The organism is Actinoplanes lutulentus (assembly GCF_003259845.1).
Classification (GTDB): domain Bacteria; phylum Actinomycetota; class Actinomycetes; order Mycobacteriales; family Micromonosporaceae; genus Actinoplanes; species Actinoplanes lutulentus.
In genome coordinates this window covers 88312-103539 of sequence record NZ_QLMJ01000005.1, presented here as the reverse complement: position 1 = coordinate 103539, position 15228 = coordinate 88312, and the positions used below count along the sequence as shown (strand labels likewise).

The 15228-nt window shown below is 69.3% G+C and carries 10 protein-coding genes and 1 pseudogene; 7 read left to right on the top strand and 4 right to left on the bottom strand.

The features are described 5' to 3' along the window. Positions 1–92: 92 nt before the first annotated feature. From B0I29_RS13360 to B0I29_RS13350, 3 genes are all read right to left on the bottom strand, one after another. Positions 93–848, bottom strand: coding sequence for an L-type lectin-domain containing protein (locus B0I29_RS13360; RefSeq protein WP_245972498.1), 756 nt, complete (start codon positions 846–848; stop codon positions 93–95). 88 nt (positions 849–936) lie between these two features. Then, positions 937–3264 (bottom strand): GcvT family protein, encoded by a 2328-nt coding sequence (locus B0I29_RS13355; protein ID WP_111649271.1) that lies wholly within the window; start codon positions 3262–3264, stop codon positions 937–939. Positions 3265–3407: 143 nt separating this feature from the next. Next, positions 3408–4778 (bottom strand): GMC family oxidoreductase, encoded by a 1371-nt coding sequence (locus B0I29_RS13350; RefSeq protein WP_245972497.1) that lies wholly within the window; start codon positions 4776–4778, stop codon positions 3408–3410. 54 nt (positions 4779–4832) lie between these two features. Between B0I29_RS13350 and B0I29_RS13345 the strand changes: the two genes are divergently transcribed. From B0I29_RS13345 to B0I29_RS13330, 4 genes and pseudogenes are all read left to right on the top strand, one after another. After that, positions 4833–5624, top strand: coding sequence for a glycerophosphodiester phosphodiesterase family protein (locus tag B0I29_RS13345; RefSeq protein ID WP_111649270.1), 792 nt, complete (start codon positions 4833–4835; stop codon positions 5622–5624). A 397-nt stretch (positions 5625–6021) separates the two neighbouring features. Then, positions 6022–6567, top strand: a pseudogene (locus tag B0I29_RS46670) (Pecanex-like protein 1); the annotation flags it as partial. Positions 6568–7564: 997 nt separating this feature from the next. Then, positions 7565–8404: a siderophore-interacting protein gene (locus B0I29_RS13335; protein WP_111649268.1), complete on the top strand. Its 840-nt coding sequence runs from the start codon at positions 7565–7567 to the stop codon at positions 8402–8404. Positions 8405–8475: 71 nt separating this feature from the next. Then, the gene (locus B0I29_RS13330) at positions 8476–9669 is read left to right on the top strand and encodes a CynX/NimT family MFS transporter (protein ID WP_111649267.1); all 1194 of its coding nucleotides are present in this window, start codon (positions 8476–8478) and stop codon (positions 9667–9669) included. Positions 9670–10250: 581 nt separating this feature from the next. On the opposite strand, the gene B0I29_RS13325 is transcribed toward B0I29_RS13330, so the two are convergent. Then, positions 10251–11720: an ArnT family glycosyltransferase gene (locus tag B0I29_RS13325; RefSeq protein WP_245972496.1), complete on the bottom strand. Its 1470-nt coding sequence runs from the start codon at positions 11718–11720 to the stop codon at positions 10251–10253. A 103-nt stretch (positions 11721–11823) separates the two neighbouring features. Between B0I29_RS13325 and B0I29_RS13320 the strand changes: the two genes are divergently transcribed. The 3 genes from B0I29_RS13320 to B0I29_RS13310 all read left to right on the top strand — a co-directional run bounded on the left by B0I29_RS13320 (position 11824) and on the right by B0I29_RS13310 (position 15181). Continuing rightward, a complete protein-coding gene (locus B0I29_RS13320; protein WP_111649266.1) occupies positions 11824–13998 on the top strand; it encodes an ATP-binding protein in 2175 nt (724 codons plus the stop codon). Positions 13999–14093: 95 nt separating this feature from the next. Continuing rightward, the gene (locus B0I29_RS47405; RefSeq protein ID WP_111649265.1) at positions 14094–14414 is read left to right on the top strand and encodes a phosphopantetheine-binding protein; all 321 of its coding nucleotides are present in this window, start codon (positions 14094–14096) and stop codon (positions 14412–14414) included. After that, on the top strand, positions 14411–15181 hold the full coding sequence (locus tag B0I29_RS13310) for a 2,3-dihydro-2,3-dihydroxybenzoate dehydrogenase (RefSeq protein WP_111649264.1): 771 nt from the start codon (positions 14411–14413) through the stop codon (positions 15179–15181). The genes B0I29_RS47405 and B0I29_RS13310 overlap by 4 nt, the downstream gene beginning before the upstream one ends. Positions 15182–15228: the final 47 nt, after the last annotated feature.

The window sequence follows — 15228 nt, the reverse complement described above, 5'->3', positions numbered from 1 at the left end:
GGGCCGGGCCGGAAGCAGGGCTTACAGAGGGGCACATTTCTCAGGGAGAGCGTGTGGCGACGGCCGGCGCCGCTCCGCGGCGCCGGTCGAGGTCACGCGAGCGGTGCTTCGACCGACCAGTCGTAGACGTCCTGAACCGAGGTGACGTCCCCGGTGGCCGCCGTGAAACCGACCCAGCCGCTGGCCCCGCCGATACGCGCGGCGAGGTCCACCTTCTGGTCGAGCAGCAGCTCCTCGGCCGCACCGGCGGTCAGCGCCTTCACGTAGACCTTGAGGAGGTGCGCGGCACCGTCGTACCGGACGCGGGCCTGGAACGGCTTGCCGAACAGCGGGATCGAGGATTCCGCGATGGCGGTGTGCCGGTCCGGGTTGCCGCCGAGCACCACGGCGAGGTGGTTGCTGCTCGGGTCCGGCGTGTTCTGGTACGTGTCGAACTCGACCGCGACGCTCTTGGCGATGCCCCGATATCCGAGGCCACCGCCCCAGCCGCCGAGCGCGCGCGGGCCGGCGCCCTGTGCCAGGAACGCGATGCCGTCAGCACCCGGCTTGCCGTGGTGCAGGTGCGCCCGGAACGTGGTCTCGAAGGACTTGGTCAGGTCCACCCGCCCGGTCGACCAGGCGGAGCCGACCTGCTTGAAGCCGCCGTTGGTCAGCTCGATGACCCGGTGGTCGCCACGGTCGGAGGTGACGGCGGCGGTGCCGTTGAGCGCGAGCGAGTCCGCGTAACCGGCGTCGATCGGCTTGATCGTCGAGTCGGCGGCGTGTGCGCCGCCCGCGTGCCCGGCGGCCAGTATCGAGAGCAGGGCGGAGGCCAGTAGGCCGCCCCGCGCGAGCCTGGAAGAACGCACGAGATGCTCCATTTCGGTAGGTTTGCCCGAGTAAGACCTGGCTTAAGGTAGGGCAGACCTAGGAGTCGTGTGTCCGAGTCTGGGGTAATTACCCCCGTTTGTTTCGCAGGCGCTCCTGCTCGGGTTCGAAGATCGGCTCGGCGGCGACGGCCGCCAGGATCCGGTGATCGATATATCCGATCTCCACCTGGGTGCCCGGCACCGACAGCGCCGCCGGCAGCCAGGCGAAGGCGATCGGGCCGCCCGCCGTCCACGCGTACGCGGCGCTGGTCACGTGACCCACCGCGAAACCTCCGGCGTAGACCGGCTCGCGGCCCAGCGGGATCTCCCCGGTGTCCTCCAGGCGAAGGCAAGCCAGTCGCCGGTCCGGCAGCATCGCCGGTCGCGCTCCCGGTCGCACCGCCGATTCAAGACCCGTTTGGTACGGGTCGTCCTCGCACGTCATGTCGACGCCCCAGACCCGGCGGCCGTGTTCCATCCGCAGGCTTTCGTACGCCAGACGGCCCGCCACGACCAGGCCGAACTCCCGGCCCGCCTCGATGAGCGTGTCCCAGAGCCGCAGGCCGTACTGCGCCTCGGTGTAGATCTCCCAGCCCGGCTCGCCGACGGCGGAGAGCCGGAGCACGGTCACCGGGATCATCCCGAAGAAGCCCTCCCGGACCGCGGGCGCACCCTCGGCGGGGAGACCGATATCGGTCAGCTCCCGGGCGCGCGGCCCCCACAGCCCGACCCCGCAGGTGCCGCCGGTGACGTCCCGGACGGTGACGCCGGCCGGTGCCCGCCGCACCAGGTGATCGACGTCGAGCGGGCCGCCCGCGCCGACCAGGAAACGGTCCTCGGCGAGCCGGGCCACGGTCAGGTCGCCGACGATGCCACCGGACGGGTCGAGCAGCAGGGTGTGCACCACCGCGCCGACCGGCTGGTCGACATCTCCGCTGGTCACCGTGGACAGGAAGGAGACCGGACCGGTCACCTCGATCCGGGTACGCCCGGTCAGGTCGAACAGTGCCGCACGCTTGCGGGCCGACCGGGCCTCGGTCTCGGCGATCGGCGACCAGTGCCGCGCCGACCAGTCGTCACGGGGCCGGATCTCCTCGGGCGGCGGGTTGGTCGCGTACCAAAGGGGTTGCTCCCAGCCGGCGGCCACGCCGAAGACCGCGCCCATCTCCGCCTGGCGTGGGTGGAACGGGCTGAGCCGCAGGTTACGCACCGAGGGCGGGTCGTGCGGGTGGACGATCCCGAGGGTGTCGGCGTACGCGCGGAGCGCGCGCCGGCGCACGTAGGCGGGGGCGAGCTGCGCCCGATCGAAGCGGTTCAGATCGCACTCGTGCAGGTCGATGCCGGGGTAACCGTCGACGAGCCACTCGGCGAGGGCCTTCGCCGCGCCGGCCGAATGCGTCACCGTGATCGCGCCGGCCACCCAGAAACCGCGCAGCTCCCGGGACTCGCCGAGCAGCGGGAAGCCGTCGGCGGTCACCGACAGAACGCCGTTGAACGCCTCTTCCAGCGTGGTACGCACCAGGCCCGGCATCAGCTCGGTCGCGGCCGCCCAGGACTGTTTGAACGTGCCGGCGGTGAACGGCAGCATCGCCGGGTGCGCGTCACCGGGCAGGTCGTCGAGCCGGACCGGGATGGGTTCGTGCAGGTGGGAGCCGATACCGAGCCGGTCGCCGTAGGTGCGGACGTAGAGACCCCGATCCGGGTGGCGCAGGATCGGCAGACTGCTCGTGGCGCCGGCAGCGGTGGTCCGGACGTGCTGGTGTGCCATCGGCAGCAGCGGGATCGTCAGGCCGGCCAGGTCACCGATCGCCGGACCCCAGAACCCGGCGCAGCTCACCACGATGTCGGCGGGATGGGTCGCGTCCGCGCTGCGCACGCCGGTGACCTGTCCGTCCTGTCGCAGGACCTCGACCACCCGCTCGTTGCCGATGAACCGGGCGCCCCGGGAGGCGGCACGAGCGGCCTGCGCCTCGGCGGCTCGCAGCGGCGCGGCCAGGCCGTCCGCCGGCGTGTGCAGCCCGCCCAGGATCCGGCCGGCGTCGAGCAGCGGGAACAGCGCGTGGCAGGCCGCCGGGTCGAGCAGTGCCGAGCTGACGCCCCACGACTGGCCGTACCCGAAGCGCCGGTGCAGCTCGGCGAGCCGTTCCGGGGTGGTCGCCACCTCCAGGCTGCCGACCGCCGCGAAGCACCCGAGCTCGGTGAACTTCTCGCTGGTGTACCGGGCGAGCCGGGACAGGGTCCGGGACGGGCTGGTCTGCACGACCAGGCCGGCCGAGTGCGAGCTGGATCCGCCGGTGGTGAAGAGCGGACCCTGCTCCAGCACCGTGACGTCGGTCCAGCCCCGGCCGGTCAGCTCGTCGGCCAGCGCGCAGCCGACGATGCCCGCCCCGATGACGACGACCTTCGGTCCCGGCATCGATCAGAGGGTCTGCGCCAGCCGGGCGGACCAGCGCAGCCGCGGCCAGCGCGGCGTGATCCGCAGGCGGTTGCGGGGACGGGCCCCGAACCGGCGGGTGACGTGACGGCGCCTGATGGCACTCCGGCGCACCACACACGTTCTCACCGTTGCTCGCCTTCTTTCTTTCTTCCTTTTTCGCCTGCGAATGACTCACTGATCAGGTCTGCTGCCCGCTCGGCCACCATCAGGACGGTGGCCGCCGGGTTCACCGACGGCATCTCCGGGAAGACGGAGGCGTCGGCGATGCGTACGTTGTCGAAGCCGTGCAGGCGCAGCTCCGGATCGACCACCGCGCCGATCCGGCACGTGCCGGCGGTTCTTCCGAGCGCGGCTCGTCCGTATGCCGTCAGCTCCTCGTCGCCGCGCAGGTCCGGTCCGGGCGCGATCTCCCGGGTGATCCAGGAAGCGAACGGCTCGGTGACGGCCACCTCGCGGGCCAGCCTCATGCCGTCAACGAGAGTGCGCTCGTCGTAACTGTCAGGGTGCTGCTCCAGGACGGGCTTGCCCCACGGGTCGGCGCCGGAGAGCCGGAGCCGGCCGGCGGCGCGTGGTCGCGGCACGGCGGCGGTCAGCGCTATCTCCTCCGGCGTCTGACGTAGCTGGAATGCCAGGTCATGGCCGGTGAGGGCCGGGTCCCGCCGGACGAAGAGGCCGGCGGCGGCATCCGCCTCGGGGATCGGCCGGGCCGCCTCCCAGACGATCACGGATGCCGGGTGGTCGAGCAGGTGCTCCCCCACTCCGGGCAGGTCGGCGCGCACCTCGAAGCCGAGATCGTTCTCCAGGTGGGCGGCCGGGCCGATGCCGGAGCGCAGGAGCAGGATCGGGGTGCTGATCGCTCCGGCGCAGAGCACGTACTCGTGCCGCGCCCGGATCAGCTGGTCGCCGCGGACCGTGACGCCCCGGCCCGGGTCGAGGTGTTCCGCCCGGGTCTCGTCGAGGATGGTCAGATTCGGACGGTCGCGGTCGGGCGACGGCGGAACCACGAGCCCCGGAAGGAAGCCGGCGCCGTCGGTGAACGGGCCATCGTTGAAGTCGTCCCGGATCGGTACGCCGAGAGCCGTCCGGCAGGCCGCCACGAAGTCCTCAGCGAGCGGGCTCCGGTCACGCACTGCTACCGGACTGAGGCGATCCCAGTACGGGAGCATCTCGTCGTACGACCAGCCGGTGGCACCGGCCGCCACCCAGGCGGCGAAGTCATCCGGTGGAGGCAGGAAACCGCAATCACGGAAGCTCGCCCGGGAATGTCGGACATAAGAGTTTCCACGCATTTGCGACATGATCGGATCGTCGTAATCGAATTCGGTCTTGAGCAGGCAGACCCGCACGTCCGGGTCCGCAGAGAGACGCGACGCCACGACCGAGCCGGCCGTGCCGCCACCGATGATCACTACGTCGAACTCGATCGTTTCCAGTTTGCGCCACCTTCTCTCGTGGCCCGTGGTCCCGCTCCGGTCGTTTCGGTCGCTTCGCAAGACAGGATCTTCACGCGAGTGGCGCTGGTCAATGGGCCTTGGAGTCTTTTACCTATGCGCAACAAAGCCCGGCATACTGCTGGCGTGGATCACCCGTACCTGGACGCTCCCCAGCCGCTCGCCTTCGCGCACCGCGGCGGCGCCGCGGAGGGGGACGAGAACACCGCGGAGGCCTTCGAGCGAGCGGTCACGCTGGGTTATCGGTACGTGGAAACCGACGTGCACGCCACCGCCGACGGAGTCCCGGTCGTGATCCACGATCCGGCGCTGGACCGGGTGGCCGGCCGCACCGGCCGGATCGCCGACCTCACCTGGACCGACCTCGCGACGGTCCGCGTCGGCGGCGCCGCCGCGGTCCCCCGCCTCGACGACGTGCTCGACGCCTGGCCGGACATCCGGTTCAACATCGACGTGAAATCCGACCAGGTCGTGGAGCCGACCGTCCAGGCAGTACGCCGCGCCAAGGCCGAGGACCGGGTCCTACTCGCCTCGTTCAGCGACCGCCGCCTGGCCCGGGTACGCGTACTGGCCGGCCCCCGGGTGGCGACCTCGCTGGGCCTGGGTGAGGTGGCCCGTCTCCGGATCGCCTCGATGACCGGGATCCCGCTGCCCGTCCCCGCCTCGGCCGTCGCCGCGCAGATCCCGGTACGGCACGGCCGGATAACCGTTCTGAATCCGCGCTTTCTCGCATATCTGCATCGGCGCGGTCTTGCCGTCCACGTCTGGACGATCGACGATCCGGAACAGATGAATACGCTGCTCGATATGGGTGTCGACGGCATCATGACCGACCGCATCGAAGTCCTTCGAGACGTATTTGCAGCCCGCGGCCTCCGGTTACGTTGAGGAGCTACCGCCTCACAGGTTGGTGTTGTACCGTGCCTGGTCAGCGTCCTGGCGCGCAAAAACGCCTGAACCGGTGACATCGTCCGAACGGATGATGCCGGGGGTTCAAGACCGGACCCATATTTCTTTCTTAATTTCGCCATAAGAATGCCTCAAGTTTCTGCGCGGAATTGATTTCTGTGAGCCCGCTGCTAACGTCTGGGCGTCAGCGCCGCTATGGGCGTCAGATATTCGCCGAACTCGGGGAAAAGAAGGTCTCGTCATGCGACGCACCCGGCTCCTGGCCGCCGGCGCAGTTCTCGCCGCGGTCGGCGGTGTCATCGGTTTCACCCAGCTCTCGTACGCCGAGGACACCCCGTCGACCAAAGCCGGCGAGAGTGGTGCCGGCAAGGTGGTGGGCAACAACCTCACGATCCTCACCGATACCTGCGTGGACAGCCGGCTGGAGGCGCACGACGGCTTCCAGAAGGGCAACCGCTGCGTCTCCACCGAGTTCGGTGAGGTCGGCGCGGCCGCCAACAACCCGACGCTGCTGATCACCCAGGCGCCTCGCCAGGTCAACGTGGCCACCGCGTTCACCCTCCAGATCAGCACCCGGAACCTGATCCGTGACCGCTTCCTCGCGGCCGGCCAGGGTGGGTACTACGTGGAGAGCAGCGTCCTGCAGAACGGCCTGGTCCGCGGCCACTTCCACACCGCGTGCCGGATGCTGACCAGCACGAACGAGGCGCCCGCACCGGAGCCGGTCCCGGCGTTCTTCGTCGCGACCGAGGACCGACAGGGCAGCGCCACTCCGGACACCGTGACCATCCAGGTGCCGGGCCTGCCGCAGGAGGGCACCGCGCAGTGCTCGTCGTGGGCCGGTGACGGCTCGCACCGCATCCCGATGATGGAGCGCGCCAACCAGACCCCGGCCCTCGACTCGGTCCGAATCACCGTCCGCGCCGCCGGCAACAACAACGGCGGCGGTAACAACAACGGCGGTAACAACAACGGCGGCAACGGCAACGGTGGCGGCAACAACGGCAACAACGGTGGTGGGAACAACAACGGTGGTGGGAACAACAACGGCGGTGGCAACAACGCCGGTGGCGGCAACAACGGTGGGAACAACACCAACAGCGGCACGGTGAAGCCGACCACGCCGGCCACCACGAAGCCCGCGGCCACCGCCACGGCCAAGCCGAACAGCACCGTGAAGCCGGCCACCACCACGAAGCCGGCCGCGACGGCGACCACGGCGACGCCGCGTACCAACACGACGACCCGGGCGACGACCGACTCCGACGTCAACTCGAACAACAACTCGAACTCGGACAACGAGAACTCGAACGAGAGCGACGAGAGCACCACCGAGTCGACGACCGGCTCGACGGATTCGTCCGGCTCGTCGGACACGGACACGGACTCGAACTCGAACTCGAACGAGTCGACCGGCTCGACGGACGGGACCGAGGCCGAGGAAACCACCGAGGCCACCACGAAGACGACGACCAAGGCCGCCAAGCCGAAGGCGTCCGAGACGACCGAGTCCATCGACTCGGGTGCCGCCGACAGCGACAGTGGCGCTCCGGACGAGATCGAGTACGTCCCGGCCGACACCCAGCCGCAGGCCGAACCGCCCGCGGCACAGGAGAGCGGCCCGATCAGCCTGATCGCGAACAACATCGCCTGGGTCGGCGGTGGCGCGGTGCTCCTGCTGGTCGGCCTGATCGCGACCGCCCTGATGCGCAACCGCCCCCGCAACAACTGGCGGTAGTCCCAAGAACACGAAGAGGTGGGCCGGGGTTCTCCCGGCTCACCTTTCGTGTATCGGGATGCTGATTCAAACCGCGCCCTGACGGGAAAACTCACAATCACCAGCAGGCAGCACGTTAGATCACAGACAATAAGGGTAGCCTTACCTGCCGGAGATCGTCCCACCGGCAATGAGGTGCAGTATGGCGAACAGACCAGCGCGACCGGCCCATGAGGGCGTGGTCACTCGGGTCGAGCAGCTGACCCCGCACATGGTGCGAGTGGTGGTCGGCGGTGAGGCCTTGGCCGGGATCGAGGCCGGCCAGTTCACCGATCACTACATCAAGGTGATCTTCCCGCAGCCCGGTGCCGATTACCCGGAGCCGTTCGACATGGGTGCCATCCGCGAGACGATGCCACGCGAGACCTGGCCGTCGGTCCGGACCTACACGGTGCGCAAGTGGCTGCCGGAGATCCACGAGATGTGGGTCGACTTCGTGGTGCACGGCGACAGCGGCATCGCCGGACCGTGGGCCGCGCAGGCCAAGCCCGGTGACCCGTTCCGGTTCATGGGCCCCGGCGGGGGTTACGCCCCGAGCGCCGACGCCGACTGGCACCTGCTCGCCGGTGACGAGAGCGCCCTGCCGGCCATCGCAGCCGCGCTGGAGGGCATGCCCGAGGATGCCGTCGCTCGCGTGTTCCTCGAGGTCGAAAGCCCCGACGAGGAGCAGAAACTGTCGGCCGGCGCCGGCGTCGAGATCACCTGGCTGCACCGGGGCGCACGCCCGGTCGGTGTGCTGCTCTGCGACGCGGTGCGCACCGCGGTCCTCCCCGAGGGTCAGGGGCAGGTCTTCGTGCACGGCGAGGCGAACCTGGTCCGCGACCTCCGTGGATATCTGCGCCGCGAGCTGGCGATGCCGCTCGACCAGCTGTCCATCTCCGGATATTGGCGCAACGGCATGAACGAGGACGGCTGGCAGTCGAGCAAGCGCGAGTTCAACGAGCAGACCGAGCGCGAGCAGGAGACGCCCGCCTCGGTGTAAGCAGCGGTCAGCGTTTGTGACCGTACACACCCTGCCGCGCACCAGCCCGTGAGCAGGGCCATGATGTTTCCGTGGCATTACGGGAACAGCAGGCGATCACACGCCGCCAGGGTCGGCTCTTCATTCTGATCGCACTGTTGCTGGCGGCGGTGAACCTGCGGCTCGCCGTCACCAGCATCGGCCCGGTGCTCACCGAGCTGCGCACCGGACTCGGCATGTCCACGACCGTGGCGGGGCTGCTCACTTCCGTACCCGTGGTGTGTTTTGCGGCAATCGGCCTTGCCGCGCCTCGCCTGGCGCGACGGTTCGGCGCCGCTCGCGTGATCTTCGGCGGCCTCGCGCTGCTCACCGTGGGTCTCGCGACGCGCCCCTATGCCGGCGGCGTGGCGCTGTTCCTGCTGCTCAGCGCGGTGGCGCTGGCTGGCATCGCGCTGGTCAACATCCTGCTGCCGTCGATCGTGAAGGACCGCTTCCCGGACCAGGTCGGCACGGTGACCGGCCTCTACACGGTGGCGCTGAACGTCGGTGCGACCACCGCGGCAGCCGCGACCGTGCCGCTGACCAGCAGTTTCGGCGACGACTGGCGCCTCGGCCTGTCCTGCTGGGCGCTCGCCGCCGTGATCGCGCTCCCGCCCTGGCTCCTGCTGGCCCGCACCGCCCCCGCCCTCTCGGCTTCTCAAGATCAAAAGCCTTCTTCGGTACGCGTGACGCGCAGCCCTGTCGCGTGGGCCCTCGCGGTGTACTTCGGTATGCAGTCCACCTCCGCCTACGTGATCATCGGGTGGCTGCCGCAGATCTATCGGGACGCGGGGATCTCGGCGTCGAAGGCGGGCATCCTGTTCGCGGTGACGTCGTTTTTGGGCGTACCCCTGGGATTTGCTCTTTCGTCCCTGGCCGGCCGCACCCGGAGTCAGAGCTTGATCGCGCTGGTTCTCGGCCTGTTCGGGATGGCCGGCTGGGGCGGCCTGCTGTGGTCCCCCGGCGCGGCGCCCTGGCTGTGGGCAATCATGCTGGGCGTGGTGAACACGGCGTTCCCGCTGGTCCTGACCATGATCGCGCTACGCGGCAGCAACCCGGCGACGGTGGTCAAGCTGTCGGCGTTCGCCCAGAGCGTCGGCTACCTGATCGCCATCCCGGGCCCGTTCGTGATCGGCGCCCTGCACGACGCGACGGATGGTTGGCGCGCGCCGCTGGCGGTGATGGTGGCGTTGATGGTCCCCCAGATGATCGCCGGCTACCAGGCGGGCCGAAACCGCCAGGTCTAACCCGCCACCCAGCGGCCGGCGTCCTGCGGCCAAGTTCCCGTTACCGGGGCGAGCCGTAGCCCAGCCATGCCACCCAGGGCGAGCCGTAGCTCAGCCCTGTTATCCGGGTCTGGAAAGACGTATGGACGACGGCTCGCCCCGCGGAGCCGTAGCTCAACCACGCTATGAAGCCCCGATTACACCCCGGACGACGGCTCGCACCGCCAAGCCGTAGCTCAGCCACCTCATCAGGGCCCGATGACCTAGCTGGACGACACGAGCTGGCCTCCAGTGATCTCTTACGGCCGTTTTCACAACCCTGAGCACCAGCCAGACCGCCTGACGCTCACCGCAACGTGCCCCCACCCCGCCCCGCAGTCGCCGCCGCCCCGCAGCCTCCGCCCCGCAACCGCTCCCGCTCACGCTCACGCTCCACGGCGAACCCGACCACGCCGGCCTCTGCCCGACAATCTTGTGAGTTTGCGGCTGCTCCGTCGGCACAAGCTCACAAGATCCACACGACCAAACACCCTGGAAAGGGCAAGGACGCGCCAGCCCGACAGCGACCCCCTGCCGACACCCGGCGACGTACCGACACCACCTCAGCCATAGTGCTTCAACCCAGGCCAAACAGAACTCCACGGCTGACTCAACCGGCACACGTAAACCTGCGACGAAAGCTCCTCGTTCTCCACCCCGACCGAGTTATGAAGCCGAGCCTTCACCGCACAATTGCCCAGTTCCCGAGGCGCGGTCTCCACCACCGCCACCACCACACTCTTCCCCTTAGGCGGCGGCCCCAAGTCAAAAAGCGAATTATGTCCGCTGTAGACATCAGGCAACGCCAGCGACGGCCCATACCGATCCAGCGCACCGGCCTCCCCGTAATTCCCCGCGAACAGCACCGTCTTCCGCTGATCAGCATCGGACAGCCCGGCGTACACAGCACCGACCTGCCAGACGTACTCCCGCCACCCGATCTGATCAGCGACGGTCTGGTTGACCGCGACCACGAAGCTGTCGCCCAGATCCTCCTCAGGAATGGCCGGCAGCCCGGACACCACGGCAACAAGGGCAGAAACCGCCACACCCGTCCACAGGAAAACCTGCCGCCAACGCCGAGTCATCCACCGCGTGGTAGGCACCGCCCCGACTGCGAAAAGCGCGAGCAGCAACCCGACCGGGTAATACGCCTGCCCACCGGAGACCAGCACAAGGATCAGCAAGACCGGGTACGCGACCGCGATTGATCGCAGCCGCCGATCCCGGGCAAGCATCACGATCCCCGCGATCCACACCGGCGGCAGCACGATCAGGACGAACTGCAGAGGCACCACCATGAGCCGCTCAGCCCCGGAGACAGCGATCACCGAAGTCATCTGGACCTGCGGGAAACCATGAACCACCTGATAAACCACATTGGGCAGCCCGACCACGACGACAGCGGCCACCCCCATCCACAACATCCGGGACCGGAACACCGGCCGAGGCCCGGCCACCAGCAACCCCACCGCCAGGCTGACCAGCAGAAGCACCACCAGATGCTTGTTGTAGAGCCCGGCCCCGGCCGTCACCCCGGCCCACACCCACCCCTGCGACGAACCTTGCAAAGCCCGGATCACGAAGAACACCACACCGAGCCAGACCAGCAGATCGACAGCGGCCGTCGAGCTGACATGCGCGGCCGACAGCGGAAAAGCGCTCACTACCCCGGCCGCCGCGATCGACTGAGCGACCGCCCCTCCGCCCACCTCCCGGGCGATGACGGCGGCGACCAGCGCGGTCAACCCCAGCACCAGCGCGAACGGCACCCGCATCCCCCACACCGTGTCCCCGAAGAACTCGATGCCGAGCCGGGCGAGCAGCGGCGTGAACGGCGGCTGGTCGACATACCCCCACTGCGGGTGCTGGCCGAGCATCCGGAAATACAGCTCGTCGCGGTGGTAGTCGTACCGATTCGCAGTGATCAGAAGCAGCAGGGTGGCGCCGGCGGCTATCAGCCCGACCGGCCACCAGGCCAGCGGTCGGCGACCGACGATATCGATACGCTCAGTAGGGACAACGTCGCTCACCGCATTCACCACGCTCATACCGTACGAGAACGACGACGGCATCGCACGGGGGTGACATCATGAGAACCCGAAAGGTGTCGATGTCCATGAAGGACGGCGAGCCGTGCCCGAACCGGATCCGGAAACAGCGGCCGAGCAGGCCAGAGCCGGTGTGCGCGCCTGGGTGCGCGACGCCGGCAGCCGAAGCAGGACCCGGATCCACACCGCCAGCCCGTACGCGATTCTGGCACTCCTGACCGCCTCCGCCGTGGCACCGATCGCCGGCGCCGGGCTCGGAGCACCCGCCGAATTCGCGACCGCTTTAGATCAGATCGGCGGGATCGGCAGCAACGTCCTCGCCGACGCGATGGCCGACACCGCGAAAAAACTCAAGGACCCGGCCGACCAGGAACAGTGGCGCGACTCCCTCGCCACCGAGCTCCTGACCCGCCTCGCCGCCGCCGACAAAAACGCCGGCAAAAACGCCGACAAAAACGCCAGCGCGAACGGCCGCGCGCTCCACAAGGAGATCTCCCTGATCCTGCGCGAGGTCGACGCGATCAGCGCCGCGATCTCCGAGGCCGAGCTCACCGATGTGGAGCTCCGGCACGCCCTGGAGGCGGCGTTCCAGGAACTCGGCCTCGGCGTGCACGAGCTGCGCTGGATGCTCGCCGACGTCCGGGACAGCGTCGACGGCCTGCGCCAGCAGCTCGCCACGCAGAGCCTGCGACTGCACCGCGAGCTCGCCGAGGTCCGCCGCCACCTGATCGCCATCACCCGCGAGCAGCTCCCCGCCGACGACAGCCCGCCGGCCGACGTCCCTGGTGGTGCCGTCCCGCCCTACCCCGGTCTGGTCCACTTCGAACCGGAGGATGCCCCCTGGTTCCGCGGCCGTGAGCCCGAGGTAGCCGAGCTCCTCAGCCGCCTCGCCGAACAAGCCGCCGGCGGTCCACCCCTGGTCGTAACCGGCGTGTCCGGCGCCGGCAAGTCCTCCCTGGTCAGGGCCGGACTTCTGCCAGGCTTGGTGTCAGGCGCGCTAGGCGCGCAAGCTGCGGCTTGGCCGTGGGTCCTGACAAGCCCAGGGGTACGCCCCATCGCGCACCTGCGTGAACGTCTGAGATTCCTGGCCGCACCCGCGAGCAAGGGCATCGCAAAACCCGATCCACGGGCTTCCCTCGGCAAAGAGAAGCCGGCCTCCCCCGGCGAACAGAAACCGTCTTCCCTCGGCCGGCTGGCCGCCGAAGCCACCGCCGCCGGCCGCCGCCCGATCATCGTGGTCGACCAGTTCGAAGAGCTCTTCACCCAGTGCCCCGACCCCGCCGAACGCCTCGCGTACGCCACCGAGCTCGTCTCCGCCGCCCCGGCCATCGTGGTGATCGCGGTCCGCTCCGACTTCTACGCGGCCTGCGTGCAGCTGCCGCCACTGGCAAAGGTCCTGGCGGCCGGCCACATGGTGCTGGGCCCCCTGGACGCCGGCGCGATCCGCCGCGCCGTGATCGAACCGGCCGAGCAGTCCGGCCTCAGCGTTGAACCAGGCCTGCCCGACCTGCTGCTCCGCGACCTCGGCGCGGACGGGCGAAACGGATACGACCCGGGCACACTCCCACTGCTCGCCCACGCCCTGCGAGCCACCTGGGACAGGCGGGAGGGCATCCGGCTGACCGTGAGCGCGTACCGGGAGACCGGCGGCATCCGGCACGCGATCGCCGAGACCGCCGAACGGATCTACCTGGAGCTGCCACCCGACGACCGCGACCGCCTCCGCGACGCCCTGCTGGCCCTGGTCACGGTGACCACCACCGGCACCGCGGTCCGCAGGCGCGGCGAACGCGCCGCCGCCGACTCCCGAGTCCTGCGCCGCCTGGTGAAGGCCCGCCTGGTAACGGTCGGCGCGGACACCGTCGAGATCAGCCACGAGGCCCTGCTGACCAGCTGGCCCAGACTGGCCACGTGGGTGTCGGAGGCCGGCGAGGACCTGCTCCTGCGCCGCCAGATCACCGAGGCAGCCCAGGCCTGGTCCCGCTCAGGCCGCGACCCCAACCTGCTCCCCCAAGGCTCCCGCCTCCTGGCCGCCCGCGAACGAGCCGCCCGAAACCAAGCCGCCGCTCTCGACGAGACGGACGTGCTGGTAGGTGAATTTCTGGCGGCCGGTTGGGCCGCCGCCGAGCAGCAGGAAGCCGACCGCCGCCGGGTGACCAGCCGCCTGCGCCGCCTGATGGCCGGCCTGGGCGTATTCCTACTGCTCGCCGCAGGCGTCGGCCAGACTGAAGGCAGTCAAGTCTCGCCACCCTGCCCTTGATTGTGGACAATCTGGTGAGTGATGTTGTCCACCTTCTACACGAAGCCGATTCGCTGCTAGGTTAGCCTTACCTAACAACGAACGGAGCCGATGGCATGACCGCGCCCTTGGACAAGGAACGCCTGCGCCGGGACATCGCGGAGGTGCTGGACGAGGATCCCGCCGATCTCGGTGACGACGAGAACCTGATCGATCGCGGGCTCGACTCCATCCGTGTCCTGATGCTGTCCGCGCGCTGGCGTGAGGACGGTCACGATATCGGCTTCCTGGATCTGGCGGACGAACCGACCATCGCGGCCTGGGCTTCCGTCGCCGACAATTCAGCCGGCAAGCCAGCCAACAAATCAGCTGGTGAAGCGGCTGATAAAGCGACTGATATTGCGGCTGGTAAAGCAGCCGAGAACGTCAACCCGTGACCGGGTTCGGGCTGGCCGGGACGGTTGCTCTGGTGACCGGCGCGGGGCAGGGCATCGGCCGGGCGGTCGCGTGCGCGCTCGCCGGCGAGGGTGTCCGGGTGGCCGCCGCCGACCGGAGCAGTGACGGTGTCCAGCAGCTCGCGCAGGAGTACCCGGGCATCCTGCCGCAGGTCGCCGACGTCACCTCGGCCGAGCAGGTGGAAGCTGTTGTGGACGCCACCGAGAAGTTCCTCGGGCCGATCGATCTGCTCGTCAACGTGGCCGGCGTGCTGCATACCGGAGACGTCGTCAACTTTAATGATGACAATTGGCAGGACACGTTCGCGGTGAACGTCACCGGGGTGTTCCACGCGAGTCGTGCGGTGGCCCGGCGGATGGTTCCGCGCGGATCCGGCGCGATCGTGACCGTCTCCTCGAACGCGGCCGGCGTCCCGCGCGCCGGGATGGCCGCCTACGCCGCGTCGAAGGCCGCCAGCACCATGTTCACGAAGTCGCTCGGGCTTGAACTCGCGCCGTACGGCATCCGCTGCAACGTCGTCGCGCCCGGCTCCACCGACACCCCGATGCAGCGGGCGCTCTGGACCGAGTCCGGTCCCGCGCCGGTGATCGCGGGTGATCCGGCGACGTTCCGGGCCGGCATCCCGCTGGGCCGGATCGCCACGCCGGAGGACATCGCCGACGCCGTGATCTTCCTGGCCTCACCACGGGCCCGGCACATCACGATGCACGACCTCTACGTCGACGGCGGCGCCACCCTCCGAGCCTGACGCACCCGAAGTCGCCTGATTTCCAGGAACCACACCCACCCCAAGGG